Source organism: Embleya sp. NBC_00888 (assembly GCF_045207655.1).
In the GTDB taxonomy this organism is placed as follows: domain Bacteria; phylum Actinomycetota; class Actinomycetes; order Streptomycetales; family Streptomycetaceae; genus Embleya.
Window position 1 is genome coordinate 403,488 of record NZ_CP108784.1, and the last position, 21,741, is coordinate 425,228.

Consider the following 21,741-nt stretch of genomic DNA (forward strand, 5'->3'; position numbering starts at 1 on the left):
TCCTCCTCATTGGGCCGGCGCCACATCGTTCTGCGCCGTGGTCCCGGTCCTCGTCGGAAACGCGAAGCTGAGCAGCGCGGCCACGACGACAACGGCGCTGCCGACCAAGAACGCGCTACGGAAGTTGCTCCAGGCAGGCACCTCCGCCCCGCCCGCGGCGAGCAGCCCCAGGCCGACCTGAGCGCCCACTGCGCCGCCGACCGCCTTGATCACGAATGTCATGCCACTGACGCTCGCGGTGCGTTCGCCCGGTACCGAGGCAACCACGATGTTCATCACATGAGTGAGCGTCAGCCCGATGCCTGCGCCGGCCAGCGCGGTCGAAACGAAGATCACCCAGGCCTGTGAGGCGGCGAGCAGCGCGACGTTCGCGAGGGCCAGCAGCGCCGTACCCAGCACCATCACCGCACGGGTCCCCGCCCGGCTCTCCAGCCGTCCGGTCAGCGGCGCGACCAGGGTGCCGACGACTCCCATCGGTACCAGAGCCAGACCGGCCACGGTGGCCGATCCGCCCAGTCCGTAGCCGGTGCCGACCGGCATCTGCACCAGCATCGGCACCAGCGCGAAGATCGTGAAGCTGCCGAAGCCGACCACAAACGAGATCACACACAGCAGCACCACCGACCGGCTCGCCATCAGGTGAAGGTCCACCAGCGGTTTCTCGGTACGTAGTTCGACGACGGCGAACAGGGCGAGTATGACCAAAGCCGTGGCCACCAGCCCGAGGAACCGGCCCGAGGTCCAGCCCCAGGACGAGCTTTTGGTGATGGCCACCAGCAGAACCACGAGCCCGAGCCCGAGCAGCGCCGCGCCGCGCCAGTCCAGCCGGCCGGACTCAGCCGGCGGGCATGACGGGACGACGAACCACGCCGCGACGAACGTGACGACGAGCAGCGCGAGCGGGAACCAGAACAGCCAGGTGTAGGGCATGCGCGCGACGATCGGTCCGGCGACCAGCAGCCCGACGGCCGTCGACAGCGCGGCGACGCCGATGATCAAACCGTTGCCCGCCTTCATCAGGCTCGGCGGTTGCGTGTCGCGGAGGAGCCCCATGGACAGAGGAATCAGTCCCAGTCCGGTGCCTTGCAGCAACTGTCCGATGGTGAGCACCAGCACCGATTTGGCAAGGGCGGCAACGATCGTGCCGACGCAGACGATGGCGAGCACCCAGAGCAGGACGCGGCGCTTGTCTCGGATGTCGGCCAGCCGGGCGATGGTCGGGGTCGCCACCGCGCCGGCGAGCAGGACGCCGGTGAAGACCCAGGCGATCGCGGGTGTCGACGCGCCGACCGCTTTTTGGATCAACGGCACCGCCGGGGCGAGTGTCGTTTCCAGGCCGTTGTAGGCGAAAACAGCGAGTACGAGCACAAACAGGACGCCGTGAGAACGCGACGGGGTGGGAGCAGGAACGGTCATGACAGCGACCTTTCGGGGTTTCAGGACAAACGGAACGGACTGCCTTTCCGGGTGAGCAGGTCGGTGACTATCCGGCCGGTGGCCGGCGCGAGTGTGACGCCAAGGGGGCCGTGGCCGGTGGCCGCGACGACGTTGTCGCCGACCGGCCGGATGATCGGCAACCCGGTGGGCGTCATCGGGCGAGCGGCGCGCCACGCGACGCCCGCGTCGGCGATGTCGCGAATCGCCGGAATCGCCGCTTCCGCCACGGCGCGCAGCATGGCGATGGCTTCCGCGCGGGGGGCCGCCGACGCCGGTCCCCCGAACTCCATTCCGCCGGTCAGCCGGATCCGGTCCGGGCCGGAGTTGACCACGACGTGCTCGTCGGCGAACTGCACGGCGTGGTGCAGCAGGAGACCCTGCGTGGGCAGGGTGAGGCTCCAGCCATAGGCGGGTTCCACCGGGAGGCGGACGCCGAACAGTCGGCCGACCGCGGCGCTGTCGGCGCCGGCCGCCAGGACGAACGCCCGCGCCGCGACGGACCTGCCGGTGGTCTCGACCGCGTCGATCCGGCCGGCGGCGGTCCGTACGCCGACCACACGCTCGGTGTGGAACACGGCCCCATGTCGCACGGCGGCTTCGGCAAAGGCCCGGGTGGTGCGCTCGGGGTCGAGGGAGGCATCCCCCGGGTACCGGATCGCACCGATGAATCCGTTCGCCAGACCCGGCTCGAGTGCGGCCAGTTCGCCCGGAGCGAGCGCATCGGAGTGCACTCCGATGGTCGCGAGCCTGCGTGCCGTCCGTAGCTCGGCCGCCCACACCCGCCGGTCACGAACCAGATGCAAGAAGCCGGTATCGCGCAACGGAAAGTCCACCTCGGACTGCAGTTGGTCGTAACAGCGACGGCTGGTCTCGGCCATTTCGTGCAGGACCCGGGTATCCCGCCACGCCCGGCCGGGCCGCGAAGCCAGTACAAACCGGGCGAGCCAGACGAGCGTGCGCGCGGACAACGGCCGGGCCAGCATGCCCGGGGTTTTGCCGAGCAGCGAACGGAGTCCCACGGCCAAAGCGTCCGGATTGGACATCGGCACGGTGTAGCTGGGCACGACCAGACCCGCGTTGCCTGCCGACGCGCCTTTTCCCGGCGCCGGGTCGAGCACCGCTACTGCCACGCCCGCCCGGGCGAGGAGGTAGGCCACGCAGCTGCCCACGACGCCGCCGCCGACGACGGCGACATCCGCGCGATCCGGGCTCATGCGGTCTCCTTTGCGCTTTGGCTTCGGTAGGTGTAGGTGTAATACCTTACGTATGAGGTGTCAATAGTGGAGGTCGAGTCGTGACTGATACCGAGCAGGTCGTGAGTGCCGCGGAGATCCGTGAGCGCGTGCTCATGCCCGAGGCCATCGAGGCGGTTCGCGAGGTTCTGCGGGACGTCGCTGCGGGGCACTTCACGCTGCCGCCACGCTTGCACTTCGACAACGGGCGTCTCCTGGTGATGGCCGCCTACCATCACCCGACCGCCGCCGCGGCCGTCAAGACACTCAGCGTCGAGATCGACCGGGTGCCGGCGATTCAGGGCACGGTCGTGTGGACCGACCCGGCGGGGCGATGGGTGGCGGACGCCGCGGCCATCACGACGATCCGCACCGGAGCCATCGTGGGTGTAGCTACCGATGTCCTCGCCCGGCCGCGCGCGTCCGTGCTCGCGCTGCTGGGCGCCGGCAGCCAGGCCCCAGACCAGATACGAGCCGTGCACGCGGTTCGGCCACTGACCGCGCTGACGGTGTTCGATCTCGACGCGGCCCGCAGCGAATCCCTCGTCGAGGCGATCGCCGCGGAACTTCCCGGCGTGCGGGTACGGACCACCCGCCACGTCGCCGATGCGCTGGCGGATGCCGAGATCGTCTGCTGCGCGACGTCGTCGAGCACCCCCTTGTTCCCCCTGGAGGCCCTGCCACCGCGCGTGCACGTCAATGCCATTGGCTCGTTCCGGCCTACCATGCGCGAACTGCCCGACGAACTGTTCGCCACAGCTGATCTCGTCGTCGTCGAGCAACTCCGGGCTGCCCTGGACGAAGCCGGCGAGATCATCCACGCCCTCGGCAACGGCTCCCGCACGACCAGCGAGATCTACGAACTCGCCCCACTACTGAGCGCGTGCCCGCCCATCACCGGCCGGACCGTGTTCAAGACGGTGGGCATCGCCGCCCAGGACTGGGCGATCGCCCGGCTGCTCGCTCGCCGAACCACGGCAAACCCCCAGGCTTGAATGCGCCCGGAGTCTCGGTACCTTACACATCAGGTATCGAGCCGGGCTAAGCTGACCGATGAAGGTTTGACATCACGAGGGGGTTCGCATGCCCATTCCCGTCGCGGCGGCCGCGCCGTCCACCGGGCTCCGACGTCACAGCTTGCGAGACGACGCGGCCGACGTGATCCGCGCGCAGATCGTGTCCGGGGAACTCCAGCCCGGAACGCTCTACGCGATCGGCCAGATCGCCGAGATGCTGCAGGTTTCGATAACGCCCATCCGCGAGGCATTGCTCGACCTCGCCAAGGACGGGCTGATCGAAACGGTGCGCAATCGCGGCTTTCGTGTCCGCGTGCTCACCGATGCCGACCTCGACCAGATCCTGCAGATCCGGCAGATGCTCGAGGTCGGAGCCGTCCGCCAGATCACCGCGCAGGGCCGCGTCGATGACTTCGCGGTGCTGCGCGATCTCGCCGATCGCACCCAGCAGGCCGTCTTCGCCGAGGACCTGATCGGCTTCCTCGCCAACGACCGGCAGCTGCACCTGACCCTGCTCACCTACCTCGACAACCCGCGGCTGGTGGACTTCGTCGGCCAGCTCCGCGACCAGACGCGGCTCTACGGTCTCGACCACCTGGCGGGCACACAAGCCTTGCTGGAGACCGTCCGGGAACACGACGAACTCCTCGACGCCGTCGAAGCGGGCCGGACCGAAGACGCGGTCGAAGTCATGAGTCGCCACCTCAAGCACGCACGCGGGATCTGGGCAGGCCGGGCGGAGTCCAAATCGGCCGACTGAACGAGGACCGTTGCAGCCGTACCACCGGGCTGCGGCGGGCCGCCGCACGGGACGGCCAGTGACCTGGTCGCAATGTACGTCCGGCCCCGGGGGGTGCCTGTTCGAGTCGGCACGGAGCGCGGTGCCCGTGTTCCCACCGGTTCGTTTTCTCCGTGTCGCTCGCCGAACCCGGCGTACCCGTCTCCGAGTACCGGGCTCTCCACGGACCCTGCCGTTCAGACGTGGTTGAGACGGGTCCAGGGGTTAGGGATCGGGTTGCCCCCATAGCTGTAGCGGGTGACCGTCACATCGAGGACACCGACCGCCGAACCGCCGACGCCGGCGAGCACATCGAGAACCGGGACGACGTCGAACCGGGTGACGGCGACCGGGACAACACCGCCGTCGAGGAGCGGTTCCTCGTCCGGTCCATGACCGACCGCGACCCCACGCTCCTGCGCGACCGTTCGGCTGAATGACGCGCACGTGCAGGTGAGCGAGGTCCGCACCCGGTGAGTCGGGGCGGACCTCGCGTGATGTCCGGGGTGCCTCGCCGGGGAGGCGGGGTGGTTTCTCAGCCTGCGCTGTCGCCGTCGGCGGCAGCCGCGGCTGTGGCGAGTTCCTTGACCCATGGGACGTTGCCGGTATTGGCGACGTAGCGGGCTGCGACCCATGCATCCCGGTCCCGCAGCAGATACCAGATGTTGTTGCCGTCGATGTCCTGGGCGCGGACCTTGCCGCGCAGGCCGACCGTGGCCCCGGACGGCAGTGTGCCGAGGGCAGGCGCGTCGGTGGAAGGAGCCCGGCGTTCGTGGACGCCTGCCTGGCTGACTACGGTGCCGTACGGCTTGTCGGGCTGAGAAGCCATCTATTCCTCCATGGAAGCAGTGGGTGGCCGTCATCCCGGAAGGCCCGGCCATGTGTGTCGGCGCCTACATTCCCGGGCCCCACCCATATATGCACGTCTCGTAGTCAATCAAATACGTCGTGTGATGATGGACAGAGGAGGCGGCACGGCTTCTCGGCTGTCCGCACTACCCATCCACCTTGGATGATCAAACTCCCATGACATCGATCCTTGATCGGTAAAAGCCCTGGTAGCGGGCGCGAAGGGGCTGCTCCGCCTCGGCTCGGCACCGCCGAGCGTCCCTGGGTGCCGCGTTGGTTCGGCTCCGTCTGGGCCTCTGACCAGCGCGATCAGTCTTCGATGACACAAACTCGCGTTCGTCAAGGTTCGATGACACTCGCTCAAGATTCGATGACACCGGACAGACACGCCGACGACGTGCCTTTTCGGCCGGCGAAACCGATAATCGAACATATGTACGGCAGCGACGATGGCGACGACGCCTCCCCGGCGTGGGAGCGCCCGAGTCGTTTCGCCCGCGTCCTCGCCGACCAGGGAGCCCCGGCGAAGCCGCGGGGCCGGGTCGGCGTGGCCCCGCCGGGGTGGCCGCAGGTGGTGCGGCCGCCGGGCGTCGAGGGCTGGGAGGCGACGGCCGTGACCTGGCTGTTCGACCTGTGCCCGCCCGGTTATCGGGGGCACGATCTGTTGCGCGGGTATCCGGTGGTTTTGGCGCGGATGGCGCGTCAGCATGTGTCGGCGGCGTTGGCGGCGGCGCGTCACGGGTACGGCACCGCCCGCGAGGAACTCGCCCCCGTGGTTCCGGCCGCCCTAGATCCACGTGCGGCCCTGGGCGTCCACGACCTCGATGTCGCGGCCCTGGTCCCCGCCACGGCCGTCGAAGACCTCGACGGTGCAGTTCTCGCCGTACTTGCGCTGGATCAGGGATTCACGATCCGGTCGTATCGCGGCTGCCCCACATGCTCCCACGGGATGTCGACGATGCCGCTCCCCTTTCCCCGACTCGAAATACTCGCACGTCCCGCCCACGCCGAAGCGGTCTTAACGATGCGGGGCCACCCGAGCGAAGGATCGGCGGTGGAGACACGAGAGGTGTGGTGCGTGGCTGGCGAGCCCGAGAGCGTCGATGCGGGCCGCCTTGATGGTGCGGGTCCGGTCCGGCGGTGGTCGGCGACTCCGGTGTGGGCCCCGGCGCGCCATCCCGGTGCTACCGGCACATCGTCACACGCCGCGGCCACGCCAAAGCCCTGGTTGTCGTCGCCCGCTCGATACTCGTCATCTCCTGGCACCTGATCAACGAACCGAACACGACCGTCCTCGACTGCAACGACGGGGAGTCCCGGTCCTCACACAAGGACGCCAGCGCTGATGTCCTTGATCAGCTTCGCGACCAGGTCGCGGCCCGCAACGCCGGTCGGGTTCGCGGTGATCATGCGCCGGTAGACGCCCCAGCGGCTTCGATCTCGACGTGGCGGTCATCAGCGAAGAGGCAGGCGAGTCGCCGGCACTGGCGGTCGATCAGCAGCTCGGCGCCCGTTAGGAGCATCCGTCGGGCCGTGTGGAGCGGGTCGTCCCTGAAGCCGCGGCGTCCGTGGATCGCGAGCTGCACGCGGCGGCGACGGCGATCGAGCGCGTCGCCGGCCATGCGGACGACGTGGAAGGGGTCCATGACCGCGACCGCGTCGGGGAATTCCTCGGCGACGGCGGCCTTGACCCGGTGAAGCCGTCCATCGCGACGACCTCCACGGCGTCGCGCCCGGCCGGCGCTTGAGGCCACCCAGCCCGCCGGCGCATGAGGCGAACGTCGCCCGCCCAGGCGGTTGAGACCACCCAGCCCGGCCGGCGCATGAGGCCAAGCAGCCCCGCCCGCGCATGAGGCGAACCCCGCCCTGCCCGAGCGCATGAGGCCGACCCCGCCCCGCGTCAGCGACGCGCCCCCTCCCCCACAGTCCGCGCCCGAAGCTCGAACTTCAACACCTTCCCGCCCGGATTCCGCGGCAACTCGGTGACGAACTCGACCGCCCGAGGCACCTTGTAGTTCGCCATCTCCTGCCGGCAGAACGCGATGATCTCCTCGGCCGTGACCTCCGCCCCCGGCCGCAGCAGCAGGTACGCCTTGCCCACCTCACCCATCCGCGCGTCCGGAACACCCACCACCGCGGCCTCCGAGACCGCCGGATGCCCCGCGAGCACCGACTCGATCTCCGCCGGGTAGGCGTTGAAGCCGCCGACGATGAACATGTCCTTGATCCGGTCGGTGATCCGCAGGTTGCCGTGCACGTCCAACACGCCCACGTCGCCCGTGTGCAGCCAGCCGTCCGCGTCGATCGCCTCGGCGGTCTCCTCCGGGTCCTCGAAGTAGCCCTTCATCACGTTGTAACCGCGCACCCACACCTCGCCCGACTCGCCGACGGCGGTCGGCTTCCCGTCCGCGTCCACGGTGACCACCTCGACCCCGGGAATCGCCCGCCCGGACGTGGACGAGACGACCTCGGCCGAGTCGCCCTGCCGGCACATGGTGGCCGTACCGCACGACTCGGTCAGCCCGTACGCGGTGAGCACCGAGTCGAAGCCCAGCTCCTCGGCCATCCGGGTGACCAGGGACAGCGGCACCGCCGCCGCGCCGGTGACCGCCAGACGCAGCGAGGACAGGTCGTACCCGCCCGTCCCCTCGCGCGCCACCGCGTCCAGGAGCGACGTGTAGATCGTCGGCGCGCCCGGCAGCACGGTGACCCTCTCCTGCTGGATCACCGTCATCGCGGCGTCCGCGTCGAAGACCGCCTGCGGGATCATCGTGGCACCCTTGATCAGGCTCGCGACGATCCCGGCCTTGTACCCGAACGTAAGGAAGAACGGGCTGACGATGAGGTACCGGTCGCCCTCGGTGACACCGACCACCGACGCCCACGTGTCGAACACCCGCAGCGTCTGCGCATGGGTGGTCATCACACCCTTGGGCCGGCCGGTGGTGCCGGAGGTGAAGATGATGTCGCCGATGTCGTCCGCGCCGACGCTCGCCTTGCGGGCGTCCACCTCGGCGGCGGTGATCCGCTCGCCGCCGGCCAGGAAGTCCGCCCACGCGACGCAGTCGTCCGGCGCGGTGTCCGCGAGCACGACCACCCGGCCCAGCTCGGGCAGGTCCGCGAAGGCCCGGCCCTCCGCCGCGCCGCCGGCCGCCCGCCGGAGCATCCCGACATAGGACGAGCCGAGGAAGGTGCCCGATACGAACAGCAGCCTGGCATGCGTCCTGGCCAGCACGAACCTGGCCTCGGCGCCCTTGTACCGGGTGTTCATCGGCACCACGACCGCGCCCGCGGTCAACGCGCCGAGCGCGGACACGATCCACTCCAGCGAGTTCGGCGCCCAGATGCCGACCCGGTCGCCCTTGTCCACGCCCGCCGCGACCACCGCCGCCGCGGCACGCCGGACGCGGTCCCGCAGTTCGCCGTAGCCGACCCGTACATTGCCGTCCACCACGGCCTCACGGTCACCGAAACGGTCCGCCGCGCTGTCCACGAGGGCAGGGATGCTCCCCCACTCAAGGTCCCCTTGCATGATCGCTCCCGGTGAGGCCAGAGGTTGATTGAACCTGACGGTACGTCAGATCACGGCGGCCAGGGAAGCGGCATCACGGGCCGTTCCTCACCGGGCCACACCACGACGCGCAATCCGCCCGGACGTCGACACCGACCGACGAGTGGCGTTCGAAGGCGGAGACCGCGCCCACCGCCCCCACGACGTCCACTCGGCCCGCCGACCCGCCCGACATCCCGCACGGGTTCGTCCCGCACGACGGTCAACGCCGGATGACGACCCCGGTCAGGTCGCGCACCATGGACTCGAAGTCGGCCCACCAGGCGAAGCCGACGGACAGGTCGGTGTACCCGGAGTGGCCCGGAAACCGAAAGCGAAACCTGACGGCCAAGGGCTCCAGGACGATCCTGCCGATCGACGCGGCGGCCACGGCACGCGGCACGACGTGGGCAATCTCGCGAGGGGCCGGGTGCCACATACCCGCGTTCAGGACGAGCACCGCGTTCCCGGTCACGACGATGTAATGGCGCCTGAGGCGTAGGACCCCCACACCCAGGGTCAACAGGATCACCAGCGGGGTCGGACCGCTCACCACCATCACCGTGATCACGGGCGGGTCGTTCGGACGCGCGCGTTCCAGGAACTCCTCGACCCGACGTTGCGCCTTCGCCTTGGCTCTGCGCATGGGACCGGCCCCCGTTCCATCCATGGTGCGCGGTCGCGGCATCGCGCAGCGTAGTACCGGAAACGGCGGCGACACCAGGTCCGTCCGCACACGCATCGCGGGTCGCCCCGACCCGACGTCGCGAGCACGCAAGGGTGATGAGGTGTGGGGGCGTACGGCAGGCCCTGCTCCCGGCCCGCCTGCTCTGTCGGGTGCGGGGCCCACTCGCGCGCACGGCACGCGAGCGGTCACGCCACACCCTCGAACAGGCCGACGAATACCCCTACTTCACGGCTTACTGCCAATCAGAACCACCGTCAACGAACCACCGGCAATCATCTGCAAGACCCTGGGCGGTAGGGCACCGGGGGAAATCCTCCGACCTCGTTTTCGAATGCGCGGGCGACGCGCAGAATCGTCCAGTCATCGAAGTGTCGGCCTACCAGCATCATGCCGATGGGCAGTCCGCCCGTGATGCCGGCCGGCACGCTGATGGCGGGGTGCCCGGATGTGTTGAAAGGCGCCGGGTTGCCGAGCATGTCGTTCGTTCGGTGGACCCGGTCGACGAGCGGCGCGTCCGGGGTGGGCAGGAGGGTCGCCTGGGTGGAGGTGGTGGGCAGACAGAGGACATCCACCTGGCCCAGCGCACGGTCGTAGGCGGCGCGCAGTACCGGGACGAGGTTCTGAGCCTTGGCGTAGGAGGTGGCGTCGCGCTCCTCGAGCATGTACTGGCCCAGTAGAGCGACGTATTGGACGCTTGGTGAGACCTCGTTGAAGTGGGCACGCCGTCCTGCCGCGTAGGCGCTCATCGTGGAGGGGCTGTAGCGGCCGCGGTAGTTCATGCCGTATCCGTTGCCGTGGATCATCTGCCAGAGCCCGCCTTGCGTCACGATCACACTCCACAGGGCCATTCCCAGGCTGCTGTGTTCGGGAATCGAGACATCCACGATCTTGGCGCCTGCCGCCGAGAGTTGTTCTGCGGCGGCACGGACGGTGTCGTTGACCTGGGGCTCGCCGTTTGGCTGGGTGAAGCCTTCTTTCAGGATCCCGATACGCAGGCCGGCGATCCCGTTGTCGAGGTCCTTGGTGTAGTCACGGGAAGGCGGAAGTCCCACCTGGCGGGGGTCCAGTCCGTCGCTGCCGGCGATGACGTTGAGCAGCAGGGCCGCGTCGGTGACGGTCCGGGTCATCGGACCGAGGTGGTCGTGGGTGAGTTCGATGGGAAAGGCGCCGGTGTATGGCACCAGGCCGTGTGTGGGCTTGAGCCCGACGATTCCCGACCAGGAGGCGGGCATGCGGACGGATCCGCCTTGATCGCCGCCGACGGCCATGTCCGCTTCTCCGGTCGCGACAAGCACGGCGCTGCCCGAGCTGGAGCCGCCACTGCTGTGCCGGGGGTTCCACGGATTGAGGACCGGCCCGGATGCGGCGGTGTGGCTTCCCCCGGAGAAGCAGAGGTCTTCGCAGACGGACGCGCCGATGATCGTGCCGCCTGCCTCCAGAATCCGCCGAACGACCGTTGCGTCCTCGTCGGCGATGTAGCCCTCGAGGGTTCTCGAGCCGTTGGCCATGGGCAGGCCGGCAACGGCCACGTTGTTCTTGACGACCAGTCGCTTGCCTGCGAGGGGGCCTTCGTCGGACTCTCTGATCGCGGTACGGGCAGCCCATGCTCCCAGCGTGTTCTCCTCGGGGGCCGGGCGATGCCACTCACGGTGTGGAGCTTGCGGGGCGCGTGCGGCCCACTCCCGGTCGATGGTTTCGTAGTTCACGAGACCCTCGTCGATCAGGGTGTCGAACGCGGACATGCTCTCAGCGGTCAGATCGATTCCGAAGCGGTCGGCGATCCGACGCAGCTGCTCCGGGGTGGGGCGCTTGATGGGCACAGTTGTCTCCTTCCATCGGGAGTGTCATACGCCGAGGAACTCGTGCTGGAGCAGGCGGTCGCTTATCAGGTTCTTGGTGGGCACTCTGAGGACGATCTGCCCTTTGTCCATGAGGTGCGCATGCGGGGCGATCTTGGCGGCGAAGTCGAGGTTCTGTTCCACGATCACGACCGTGATGCCCCGCTCGCCGTTGATCCGGCAGACGGTTTCCGCGATCTGGTCGACGATCGACGGCTGGATGCCCTCGGAGGGCTCGTCGAGCAGCAGCACCCGCGGGTCGGTCATCAGGGCGCGGCCAAGAGCGAGGATCTGCTGCTGGCCACCGCTGAGTCCGCCACCGGGTTCCGCGCGCTTGGCGTTCAGAACAGGGAACTCCATGAGCACCTGTTCAAGAAGCTGTGACGCGTCCCGTGGCCGGGTCCCGTAGGCGGCTACGCGGAGGTTGTCGAGGACGCTGAGGCGGGGAAAGATGTCGCGTCCCTGCGGCACGTACGCGATTCCGGCCCGTGCACGGCGGTGGGGCTTTTTGCGGCTCAGATCCTGGTCGCCGAGTTTGATCGTTCCACTGCTCAGGGGAACGGTTCCGATCACGGCTTTGAGGAGCGTCGATTTTCCTGCGCCGTTGCGGCCCAGCACCGCGATCATGTCTCCGTCCGCCACGGTGAGGGACAGTCCGTGCAGGACCGTGGTGCGACCGTAGCCGGCCCGGACGTTGTCAATGGTCAGCATGGGAGGCTCCCCGTCCGAGGTAGATGTCCAGGACACGGTCGTCGGCCCGCAGTTCCTCGATGGTGCCGCTGGAGAAGATGCTTCCCTCGTGGAACATGGTCACCGGGCAGTCGAGTTGGCGGACGAACTCCATGTCGTGTTCGACGACGATCACCGTTGCGGTCCGGGCCAGCTCGTGGATCAGCTCGGCCGCTCGCGTGGTCTCCTCGCGTGTCATGCCGGCCGTGGGTTCGTCGAGGAGCACGACCTTCGGGCCGCCGGCCATCACCATGCCGATCTCCAGCCACTGACGCTCGCCGTGAGCCAGTTCGTCCGCCCGTCGGCCGGCCTTGTGGGACAGGCGGAGCCAGTCCAGTGCGCGCCGGGCGCGCTCGTTTGCCTCGGTGATGTCACGGCGGGTTCCGTACGCGGCGAGCCAAACGTTCTCGAAGGCTGTGAGTTCTCCGTAGAGGCTTGGTACCTGCAGCTTGATGCCCAGGCCGCGGCGGGCGCGCTGATCGGGTCGCAGTCTGGTGATGCGTTCGTCGCCGAGCAGGATGTCACCCGACGTCGGCCGGTAGCGTCCGGAGAGCATGTTGAAGAAGGTGCTCTTGCCGGCACCGTTGGGGCCGATCAGGCAGTGCACCCCGTTCGAGGGGACTTCCAGGGAAGCGCCGGCGAGGGCTGTGACGCCACCGAATCGCTTGTGCAGATCTATGGCCTTGATCGTTGTTGCCGGGCGTGCTTCGTGGGGGACGACGAAGCCGGCAACGGCACGTTCGCTCGAGGACGCCGGGACGTCGACCTCGGTGGCGGGGCGGCGCGCGATGGCCGGCAAGCGGCGTGTGATCGACGACAGGGCAGGCAGGACTCCTTCGGGAAGCAGCAGGACGACTGCGATCAAAATCGTGCCCAGCACGATGGGAGTGGCGGATCCGGCCCCGCTTCCGAGAGCGTCCGACACGCCTTGGACGATGGCCGCGCCGACGAAGGCGCCGAGAAGGGATCGGCGGCCTCCCACGAGGACCCAGATCGGTACGAGCGCGGCTTGCGAGAGGCTGAACACGCTGGGAGTGACAGACGTTCCCCAGGCGGCGAAGAGACCACCGCTGAGGCCGGCTATCGCGCCGCCGATGGTAAAGGCGATCAGCTTGTAGCGCCGTACGTCGTATCCCAGCAGTTCGGTCCGTGGTTCGTTCTCCCGAAGTCCGGCAAGGATCCGGCCGAACGACCGGCGCAACAGCAGCTTGATGCCGAAGCCGACCACGGCAGCCACAGCCACCGAAGTGAACAGCATGCCGTTGGGATCCAGCATCCGACCGCCGCCGGGAAGAATCAGCGGTGGTACGCCGATGATGCCGTTGTAGCCGCCCAGCAGTGCCTGGCCGATGTGGTAGCTCGGGTCCGCCGTGCTGGACATGAGCGTGAGCAGTACGAGGGTGAAGGCGAGCGTGATGATGGAGACGTAGACGTCGCCGACGTTGCCGTAGAAGATGAAGTAGCCGAGCGTGGCGGCAATCAGGGCTGTGATGACGATCGCGGCGATGAGCGCGATGGATGTCTCACCGGTTCGGGGCTCGATGTTGATGCCCAGAACGCTGTAGGCGTAGGCGCCGATTCCGAAGAACGCGCTCTGCCCGAAGCTGAAGATGCCTGCCTGGCCCCATACGAAGGTGAAGCTGAGCGCGAGTAGGCCGAAGATCACCCACAGGCTCCAGCTCTGGGCCTGGAAGGGAGTTGCGGTGGCCGCCAGGATGCCGCCGAGGAGGATCACGAATGCGGCGCCGGGCACCTCTGCGGGTACGTATCGGGTGAGCGCGCGCCGGGTGGAGGCCAGGGAGTGGGAACCGCCTGGAGTGTTGACCGACATCAGCGCCTTCTTTCCCAGTATCCGGAGATGCCGGTCGGCAGGAACCGGAGGATCACGATGGCGACGACCAGGAGCGCGGCCGTGCCCAGAACGGAGGTGGCGGCGTTCGATACCAGCGCGTTGACGCCGCCCAGGAGGCCGGCTGCACTGGCCGTGCCGGAGAGCACTCCGGGGCCGCCGACGACGACGGTCATGAAGGCGCGGCCGACATACACCTGGCCCATGCTCGGCACGACGGCGGCGATGGGTGCGAGGAGTGCTCCTCCGGCTCCCGCGAGGGCGGATCCGAAGCCGAAGGTCAGCATGTTCGTACGCCGTACGTCGACACCGACGGCGGCGGCCATGTCCGGTAGCGCGACTGCCGCGCGGGCCATGGTTCCGTACCGAGTGCGGTTCAGCACGAGATAGGTGATCCCCAGCAGCGCGGCGGCGGCGGCGATGAGCACCAGGGAGTATTCGGATACCGAGTAGTCACCGATGGGGATGCTCGCCAGGGGGGTGGGGATGCCGTTGGTGGCCGGGCCGTAGATCAAGACGATGACCTGGACGAGGATCAGGCTGAGTCCCCAGGTGGCCAGCATTGTCGCCGGCATACGGCCGTAGAGATGCCGTATGAGGAGTCTTTCGATCACGATGCCCACGACTCCGACGGCCAGGGCAGCCAACACCATGGCGATCCACAGGTTCAGCCCGAGTCGAACCCCGGTCAAGGTGAAGAATGCACCCAGCATCAGGAATTCGCCGTGCGCGAGGTTGATTACTCCCATCATCCCGAAGAGGACCGCGAGGCCCAGCGAGATGATGGCCAGGAGGGCGATGCTGCTGAGCACGGAGATGCCCAGGTTTACGAGTTGGTCAGGTTGCACTGTCTCACCCTTTGTTCGTTGCGGCTCCTACCGAGTGAACTGCTTGTTCGTTGACGGATTCTTCTGCAGGTCACAGACGGAGTTCTCGTAGGACGGCGGTACGGCTTCCTTGGTCGTGAGGACGTTGAATCCGTGCTTGTCGTCCGCTTCTGCGATGCTGATGTTCTGCGTCACGTGGTGCGAGCCGCCGTTCACGGTGATTTTGCCGGCCGGTGTTTCGATGGACAGGCCGGCTTCCAGGACCGCGGTGACCTTCGTCCGGTCGAGGCTTTGGGCCTTGTTCACGGCCGCTGCCCAAAGGTGCCACCCGTTCCATTCCTCCACGGCTTGATCGGGCACGTAATCCTCGCCCTGGTGCGTCGAGCGCCATGCCTCGAGGAAGGACGTGTTGGCCTGTGATTCGAGGTTCTGGAAGTACGGGAAGGCAACCGTGACCCCCCGGCTCTCCCGCGGCGCCAGTACGACGTTCTCGCTGCCACCACCGAACGTCGTCGAGACGATCTTCATGCTCTTGTTGAGACCGGTGGAGGCGAAACTGCGGTAGAACGACGAGTGGTTTCCGCCGACGAGCAGGGAAACGACGACGTCGGGCTTGGCAGCCTGAAGGTTGTTGATCACCGCGCCGAAGTCGGAGCTGTCCAGCGGAACGAAGTCCGTGCCGACGATGGTTCCACCGGCCTCTTTCGCATACTGCTTGGTCCAGTCGGCAGAGATACGGCCGAAGTTGTAGTCGGCGGCGACGACGTAGATCCGCTTGCCGAAGTACTCGGTGGCGTAGGGGATCAGGGGAGCCAGTTGCTGGGAGGCGGAAGGGCCGGTGAGGAAGACGTTCTTGTCGCAGACACCACCCTCATAGAAGGTGTTGTAGAAGTAGAGCGTCCGGGACCGGTCGGCGACGGGTCTGATGGCTTCACGGGAGGCACTGGTGATGCCGCCCATGATGACGGACACCTTGTCCTGCAGAGTTAGCTTGCTCGCGTACTGGGTGTACTTGGCGTTGTCGGACTGGGCGTCGTAGCTGATGAGCTTGAGTTTTCGGCCCAGCACACCGCCGTGCGCGTTGATGTCCTTGATGGCGAGATTCGTGGCATCCATCTTGGGCTTGCCGACGACATTCAGCGGGCCGGTTGCATCGAGGATGGTGCCGACGCGAATGGGGCCCGTCGAAGAGTCCGCACTCGCATCGTTGGGGCCGCATGCGGCTGTGGTTCCCAGCAGCGCCGTTATGGCGACTGCCGCACTCGAGACGAGCCACTTTCTGGAATAGCGCATGTGAATACTCCGATCCATGGTTGTCCACTGGACGGTTACGCTGCTGCCGCCGGGCGGTGGTCGCTCAGGACGGCCGGCTGCCGGTATTCCCGACATGGGGCAGGGGGAATTCCGGCGACCTGCCCAGGTGCGGCAGGTAGGGAAGCATGCCGGTGTTCTCGGCACAGTTGAGGTACTCGAAGAGCGTCCCGCCCGGGAGGACGAAGAGTTCGTGCCAGGTCACGACGTCTCTGTGCTCTCCGTAGCGGCGCTTCATCGCGATGGCATGCCGATAGATGGCCAGGTGTGTCTCGTGGACCGCCGCCCAGGACTCCAGGTCGGCCAGGGAGGTGAAAACCGCTTGGATGGACGTCTCGCGCCGGGGTGTTCCGTCTTCGGACATATTGGTCAGGCGCCGCAGGTACAGGCATCCGCTGTCCGGTGTCTGTTCCAGGTAGTCCATACCGCGGTCGAGCTTCACCCGAAGGTTCTGCTCGTAGTCCGCCGCCTGTTCGGGGTCGGAGTTGTGCCAGAACTGGCCGGACCGCAGGACCGTCAGATTGTGTGGAATGGTCACGGCCAGGCGAGCGCCGGCTGTTCTCCGGGCGGGTGGCGTCGACGGCCTCACGGGGGCTTGCAGGTCATCGACGGCCGAGAGTGGAATGCGATCGCGTGCGGCCCCGAAGTAGCCGTTGGTCGTGATGGGGACGAGCTCGGAGTTCGGTGTTCGAGCAAGCCCGACCCGGTAGTTCGGATCGGAGTAGATCGTCTCGTGCCGGTCGTAGGGGCACATCAGGTGCTCGCGCCAGTAGCCGACGTCTTCGGTCGGACGCGCAGCGTCCTCCCACCACACGCGCCAGGACGAACCCGTGGACCAGGCGGCGTGCGCAGACGGTGACGTCCAATATGCGAGCACGACCGTGGCCGGTCGCCCGGTCTCGTCGATGCAGGTCGTGATCTCGTACGCGGACGGACCGTTCGGCTCGCTGAACCACTGGCTCATCCGAGAGACGAATTCGTGCCCCTTCGCATCTGCCTGTCCGGCCCCCTGGAGCCCGAAGTAGTCGCTGACCAGTGTGGGCACCGCATGCCGCCAGCGCAGTGAGAACCGCGGTGCCGCGGGCACGTGGTTCTCGGGTGCGCGCGCAGGGATGCGCCGCGGGTAGGAGACGTGGAATAGCGGCGGAGGGCCTGCGTTGCCGTCCATCAGGGACACTCCAGCGGGGCCGGTGCGGGGAATCCGCCGGTCATCGACCCGCTGGGCTCGGCGAATGGGCTTCGCCCCGAAGGACCGCCCACCACCTGTGTGGACGTGGGGCCGTCGCCGACAAGGGTCACCGGGATGTGCCTGGTGCCGTTCACCGTCAGTCGGAATACATCGAAGCGGTTGTAGGTGCCGACGATGTCGTGGGCAAGCTTCAGAGAGACCGACTCCCCGGGGTCCAGATCCGCATAGAGAATTCCCTCCTCCCCGACGAGTGGTCCGGCGACGATGTCGCCGCGGGGACCGACGACGAGCGTCGCGGTCGGCGTGCCGGTCAGGTTGCGGACGATGTCCTCGTCCCCCTGGGCGACATGTTCGACTGCCGCGGCATCCAGGGCTGTCGCAGCGACGACGGTGAAAACCTTGCCCTCGAAGGAGTGCGCCGCGGCGCGCAGCCGGATGCTGTCGACCAGGTCGTATTCCGGTTTCCCCTTCCGCTGCTCGAACGGCCAAGCAGGTGGGTAGCTTGCGACGTGGATCTGCTCTCCCTGCGCCAAGAGGGTGTAGCGGGCGAGGGTGTTGGTGTTCTCCCCGCAGATGAGGACCCCCACCATGCAGTCGTCGAGTTGGACGGGCTGCAGGTCGTAGCCGTCTCCGTGTGACCAGGTCAGGCGCTCGTACCAGGTGGCCACGAGCTTGCGACGGTGGTTCACCAGCCTGCCGCGCCGGTCGAAGACGAGATTGGCGTTGAACACCTGAGCCGTGCTGTTCGGGGCCAGTTCGTTGATGCCGATGGATATGGACGCATCGAAGCGTTCCGCCAGCGCGGAGAGCCGATCGACATGCGGGCCGGGGACGGTGATCGAGGAGGCAACGAGCTCCTCGTAGAAGGTGTGCTGCCGAATTGCCGGGATGACGCCGCCCCACAGCGGGTAGCCGGCGACGAAGCTCTCGCCGAAGACGACGAGATCCGCTCTGCGGGATGCCTCAGCGACCAACTCCTCGACCTTGTCCATGGTCTTCTCGACGTCAAGAAAGACAGGCGCCGCTTGGACAGCCGCCACGGTGATCCCTTTTCGGCGACGTTCTTGGCTCATTTCAGCTCCCTGGCTGCACGCTGCAACTCGATGTCGAGGTTGCTTGACATCTTGATGAACAGTTGCTCGACGGGGAATTAAGCTAACACCGAAGTGGCCGGTTGGAGACACGATTGCGTCACGAAACGTCCGATTTATATAGTCGAGATCCGTCGACATTAAGGGGAGTCTTGATGAGGGAAGAACTGGAGCAGGCAGGGCTGGAGTCGAAGGAGGCCCAGCTGTATCTCGCCATCCTCACCCTCGGCCAGCCGACCGTTGCCCAAGCCGCCCATGCCGCGCACATCAGCCGCACCAACGCCTACGACGTCGTGCGACGACTGACGCAGCGGGGCCTGGTCACCGTGACGGAGATCGGCCCCACCGGTGAGCGAGCAGGCCGCGGCCGCGGGGTGCTCCGGGCCGCGGATCCCGAGCAATTCCTCAACGAGTGGCGGGAACGCGGAAACGTCCTGGAACAGCTCGTGCCACGTCTCAGAGCGGTCATGAGCACCGAGACGGCCAGACCACGCGTGCGCTACCTGGAAGGCCAGACCGGCATCACCGCGGCCTTGAGGGAGACCCTGACCTGGGGCGTTCCCCTGAAGGGAATCCTCTCGATGATGGACTTGCTGCAGGTCCCAGGGAAACAGGCCATGGAGGAGTCCATCGCCAGGCGCCGTGAACTTGGGATCAGCCTTCAGGTCATCCGTTCGCCCGAGAAAGAGACCGACGACATCTGGCCGACGGACAAGCAGAGTCTGCGCGAGGTCCGCTTCGCTCCCCCGCAGCACGTCTTCACGATGACGACGTTCATCGGCACGGACTCGGTCGCGGTGATCTCATCGCGTCGAGAAAACTTCGCCATGATGATCGACAGTGCCGAGTACGCCGGCCTCCAGTCGGGCCTGTTCGATGCCTTGTGGTCGATCAGTACAGGCTGAGACAACGCGCCCGGTTCCCAACACCGCATTCTCACGAGCCCCGAGTTGAACCGCTCCGGTTTCGTCAAAGACTCGCTTCTGTGGCTGTGACCTGCGGTTTTGGTGATGGTAGTGCCTGGCCTCGTGTTCGACGGGTGGGATGTGGCCGATCTCCCCGTGCAGTCGGGTGTGGTTCTACCAGTCGATCCACTCGGCGGTGGCGAGTTCGACAACGGCCGGGGCGCGTCAGGAGCAGCGGGGTCTGAGGTGTTTGCGAACCGGCGTCGCTGTGATGGATCAACTCCACCTGTCGGACGGGGTGTTGCGTGCATCGGGGACGGAGTCGGCGGTCTCGGGGCGTTCGCGGGCAGTCTCGACCAGGGCAGATTGTGGTCGACCGTGGTCACCTTGCCTCCCTCGACGAGCCGGGACGGCAATGCGGTGCCGGTGCCGATCTCCAGCGTGTGGGCGCCGGGGTGGGGTCGAGGGCGTCGAACATGTCGGCCATCAGGTCCGGCGCCGTCGACGACGGCGTCCACGCCGGACACGCCCTCGGCCGGGGCGTGTCCGGCGTGGGCGCCGTCGACCTCGGTGATCGGCAAATCCCCCGAGTACACCGCGTCCCACCAGGCCCCGTCGGCGTCGCCGGCACGTCACTGGGTGACGGAGTCGGCACCTGCGCGGCGGTGGAACACCGGGGTGGACACGTGACGGGGAACGTTGAGGAACGCCTCGGCGATCCGCGACGACAACACCACGTCGCCGGCGGCAATCCGCTCCACCAGGCATACCCGCGTGGCGATCCGTGCCTGATCGTCGGGGACGCTCACGAAACTCCTGCGAGGTGGTCGGCGTTCGCCGCGGTGACGGGCAGTCCGGTGGCCTGTTCCACGGATCCGGACCGCCCGTCGGTAGACCCCAACATCACCCACTCGCCGGTCGGGGATCACGAAGTCGAACGCGCCGTGGGGCAAACCGAGAACCTCGAGCATCGGTCGACGTCGGCGGGTCAGGCGGGCACGTCGGCCGCGTGGTAGGTGCCCGGGGCGAGGTAGACACAGAAGCGTGGGGCGTCGCCGCCTCGATAGGACATGAAGTTCTGGGTCAGTGATTGCGTCAGGGGCCGGTCCGCGAGGGCGTCGAGGAGGCAGACGTAGGGCTCGGCGGCGGGCACGTTCTCGGCGCGCAGGAAGGCCGCCACCCGATCGCGGGCCGCGGCGTCGTTGTCGTGGACCGGGATCAGCGGAACGTAGATGCTCGCGCTCGGCAGGTCGTGCCGGGAGTCGAGCGTGAACGTGGTGACGGGCGGCTTCCGTTGCCACGCGGGCGCCTCGTGCGGGCCGTTGATCTCTCGCAGGGCTCGGGCGAACAGACCCGGCACGTGGTCTCGGGCGACGGCTGCCTTGGCGTCGATGTCCTCGGGGGAAACCCCGGAGTGCGCCACGTACAACTGCGCTCGGAAGTCGTCGTCGCCGACGAGGTCCAGGGCGAGGGCGACAGGCTCGTGCGCGGGGGTGAAGGTGCCACCGAGATGGTCGGCCAGGGCGCGCCACTGGCGTTCCAGACCGAGGCGGAGCATGGCCTCCTCGGCGCGGGCGGCGGACTGTTCCCGACCGGCGACGGCCGGGTTGAGGAAGATCTTGTATTGGGGCGGGCCGTCGGTGCGCCAGGCCACCGCGTGCGCGATGCTGAAGAATCCCTGCGGATCGTCGACGGTGAACAGGTCCTCGATCCGCAGCACGCGGTCGACGCAGACTCCGGGTCGGCCGGCCAGGCGTCGGGTGAGGGCCATCCCGTCCTCGACCCGGGAGCGCGCGGTGCCGTCGCCCGGGGACTCCAGCGAGATGCGCACCCCGGCCTTGCCGTCCTGCCACGTGACCGACGCTTCGCAGGGCATGCCGTCGATGGAGACCCAGCACGCGCGCTCGGGAGGGGTGCCGACCGGGAGTTCGCCCCACGTGCCGGTCAGTTCCCGCAGGAGGACGCCGATCGATTCGCGGGTCTCACCGGTGAGGCCGAGGCTCTCGTAGGCGCGCCACACCCGGTCGCAGGCGACCTCGGCGTAGCTGTCGGTCGAGGAGTAGCGCTCGGATTCGAAGCGCAGCGGGCGCCCTACCATCTCGGCGACGACCCCGGTGTCGGGCGTGAACTCGCTTGACAGCAAGGGGGGTTGGGGGTCGGCGCCGATGCTTGCGGCATTCATCGTGACTCCCGGTGCGTAGCGAAGGGCAGGACCGGCCGCGATCGTCTCATCGGCACGGTAGCCGTGTCAGCGCTTTGCGTGACATTTGCCCGTGAACTCGCCGGGCGGCGTGTGTTCCGGCCAAAATTCGGTGGCGCGGGGAGGGGGCGGCCACCCGACTCGGGCCTTCGCGTGCCGGGTGGAACGGCCGAGTCGCAAAAGGAAGCGATCCCGAATCGACACGGTGCTCGGGGTCGTCCGCGGCTGTGGGCTCGGCTGATCGGTAATGGC

The 21,741-nt window shown here is 67.7% G+C and carries 19 protein-coding genes and 1 pseudogene; 4 read left to right on the plus strand and 16 right to left on the minus strand.

What is annotated here, in order from left to right:
- Positions 1 to 6: 6 nt before the first annotated feature.
- Both OG948_RS01775 and OG948_RS01780 read right to left on the minus strand, forming a co-directional pair.
- Positions 7 to 1,416 carry an MFS transporter gene (locus OG948_RS01775; protein ID WP_406293208.1) on the minus strand — a complete coding sequence of 470 codons (1,410 nt, stop codon included), beginning with the start codon at positions 1,414 to 1,416 and terminating at the stop codon, positions 7 to 9.
- A gap of 20 nt (positions 1,417 to 1,436) precedes the next feature.
- Positions 1,437 to 2,651, minus strand: a complete 1,215-nt coding sequence (locus OG948_RS01780) for an NAD(P)/FAD-dependent oxidoreductase (RefSeq protein WP_406293210.1) — start codon at positions 2,649 to 2,651, stop codon at positions 1,437 to 1,439.
- A 101-nt stretch (positions 2,652 to 2,752) separates the two neighbouring features.
- Here OG948_RS01780 and OG948_RS01785 point away from each other — a divergent pair, with 101 nt between their 5' ends.
- The 3 genes from OG948_RS01785 (at position 2,753) to OG948_RS01795 (ending at position 4,903) form a co-directional block, all read left to right on the plus strand.
- The gene (locus tag OG948_RS01785; RefSeq protein WP_406300163.1) at positions 2,753 to 3,664 is read left to right on the plus strand and encodes an ornithine cyclodeaminase family protein; all 912 of its coding nucleotides are present in this window, start codon (positions 2,753 to 2,755) and stop codon (positions 3,662 to 3,664) included.
- A gap of 88 nt (positions 3,665 to 3,752) precedes the next feature.
- A complete protein-coding gene (locus OG948_RS01790; protein ID WP_406293212.1) occupies positions 3,753 to 4,445 on the plus strand; it encodes a GntR family transcriptional regulator in 693 nt (230 codons plus the stop codon).
- Positions 4,446 to 4,597: 152 nt separating this feature from the next.
- The gene (locus tag OG948_RS01795) at positions 4,598 to 4,903 is read left to right on the plus strand and encodes a hypothetical protein (RefSeq protein WP_406293215.1); all 306 of its coding nucleotides are present in this window, start codon (positions 4,598 to 4,600) and stop codon (positions 4,901 to 4,903) included.
- 95 nt (positions 4,904 to 4,998) lie between these two features.
- Here OG948_RS01795 and OG948_RS01800 read toward each other — a convergent pair whose 3' ends face one another.
- From OG948_RS01800 to OG948_RS01855, 12 genes and pseudogenes are all read right to left on the minus strand, one after another.
- On the minus strand, positions 4,999 to 5,292 hold the full coding sequence (locus OG948_RS01800) for an SH3 domain-containing protein (RefSeq protein WP_406293218.1): 294 nt from the start codon (positions 5,290 to 5,292) through the stop codon (positions 4,999 to 5,001).
- Positions 5,293 to 6,099: 807 nt separating this feature from the next.
- A complete protein-coding gene (locus tag OG948_RS01805) occupies positions 6,100 to 6,258 on the minus strand; it encodes a hypothetical protein (RefSeq protein WP_406293219.1) in 159 nt (52 codons plus the stop codon).
- A 386-nt stretch (positions 6,259 to 6,644) separates the two neighbouring features.
- Positions 6,645 to 7,044, minus strand: a pseudogene (locus tag OG948_RS01810) (transposase); the annotation flags it as partial.
- A 168-nt stretch (positions 7,045 to 7,212) separates the two neighbouring features.
- Positions 7,213 to 8,844 (minus strand): FadD3 family acyl-CoA ligase, encoded by a 1,632-nt coding sequence (locus OG948_RS01815; protein ID WP_406293221.1) that lies wholly within the window; start codon positions 8,842 to 8,844, stop codon positions 7,213 to 7,215.
- 241 nt (positions 8,845 to 9,085) lie between these two features.
- A complete protein-coding gene (locus OG948_RS01820; protein WP_406293223.1) occupies positions 9,086 to 9,508 on the minus strand; it encodes a hypothetical protein in 423 nt (140 codons plus the stop codon).
- 314 nt (positions 9,509 to 9,822) lie between these two features.
- A complete protein-coding gene (locus OG948_RS01825; RefSeq protein ID WP_406293225.1) occupies positions 9,823 to 11,370 on the minus strand; it encodes an amidase in 1,548 nt (515 codons plus the stop codon).
- 24 nt (positions 11,371 to 11,394) lie between these two features.
- Positions 11,395 to 12,099 (minus strand): ABC transporter ATP-binding protein, encoded by a 705-nt coding sequence (locus tag OG948_RS01830; RefSeq protein ID WP_406293227.1) that lies wholly within the window; start codon positions 12,097 to 12,099, stop codon positions 11,395 to 11,397.
- Positions 12,086 to 13,948, minus strand: coding sequence for an ABC transporter permease subunit (locus OG948_RS01835; RefSeq protein ID WP_406293229.1), 1,863 nt, complete (start codon positions 13,946 to 13,948; stop codon positions 12,086 to 12,088). The genes OG948_RS01830 and OG948_RS01835 overlap by 14 nt, the downstream gene beginning before the upstream one ends.
- On the minus strand, positions 13,948 to 14,814 hold the full coding sequence (locus OG948_RS01840; protein ID WP_406293232.1) for an ABC transporter permease subunit: 867 nt from the start codon (positions 14,812 to 14,814) through the stop codon (positions 13,948 to 13,950). The genes OG948_RS01835 and OG948_RS01840 overlap by 1 nt, the downstream gene beginning before the upstream one ends.
- 27 nt (positions 14,815 to 14,841) lie before the next feature.
- Entirely contained in the window at positions 14,842 to 16,086 is a 1,245-nt protein-coding gene (locus OG948_RS01845) for an ABC transporter substrate-binding protein (protein ID WP_406293235.1), read from the minus strand.
- A gap of 64 nt (positions 16,087 to 16,150) precedes the next feature.
- Entirely contained in the window at positions 16,151 to 17,272 is a 1,122-nt protein-coding gene (locus OG948_RS01850; protein WP_406293236.1) for a phenylacetaldoxime dehydratase family protein, read from the minus strand.
- Positions 17,272 to 18,366: a carbon-nitrogen hydrolase family protein gene (locus tag OG948_RS01855; RefSeq protein ID WP_406293238.1), complete on the minus strand. Its 1,095-nt coding sequence runs from the start codon at positions 18,364 to 18,366 to the stop codon at positions 17,272 to 17,274. Before OG948_RS01855 ends, OG948_RS01850 begins: the two co-directional genes overlap by 1 nt.
- Before the next feature lie 173 nt (positions 18,367 to 18,539).
- Between OG948_RS01855 and OG948_RS01860 the strand changes: the two genes are divergently transcribed.
- Positions 18,540 to 19,289, plus strand: a complete 750-nt coding sequence (locus OG948_RS01860) for a TrmB family transcriptional regulator (protein ID WP_406293239.1) — start codon at positions 18,540 to 18,542, stop codon at positions 19,287 to 19,289.
- A 632-nt stretch (positions 19,290 to 19,921) separates the two neighbouring features.
- Here the strand turns inward: OG948_RS01860 and OG948_RS01865 are convergent.
- Positions 19,922 to 20,098: a hypothetical protein gene (locus OG948_RS01865; RefSeq protein ID WP_406293241.1), complete on the minus strand. Its 177-nt coding sequence runs from the start codon at positions 20,096 to 20,098 to the stop codon at positions 19,922 to 19,924.
- Positions 20,099 to 20,277: 179 nt separating this feature from the next.
- Positions 20,278 to 21,471 carry a tryptophan dimethylallyltransferase family protein gene (locus OG948_RS01870; RefSeq protein WP_406293243.1) on the minus strand — a complete coding sequence of 398 codons (1,194 nt, stop codon included), beginning with the start codon at positions 21,469 to 21,471 and terminating at the stop codon, positions 20,278 to 20,280.
- Positions 21,472 to 21,741 lie beyond the last annotated feature (270 nt).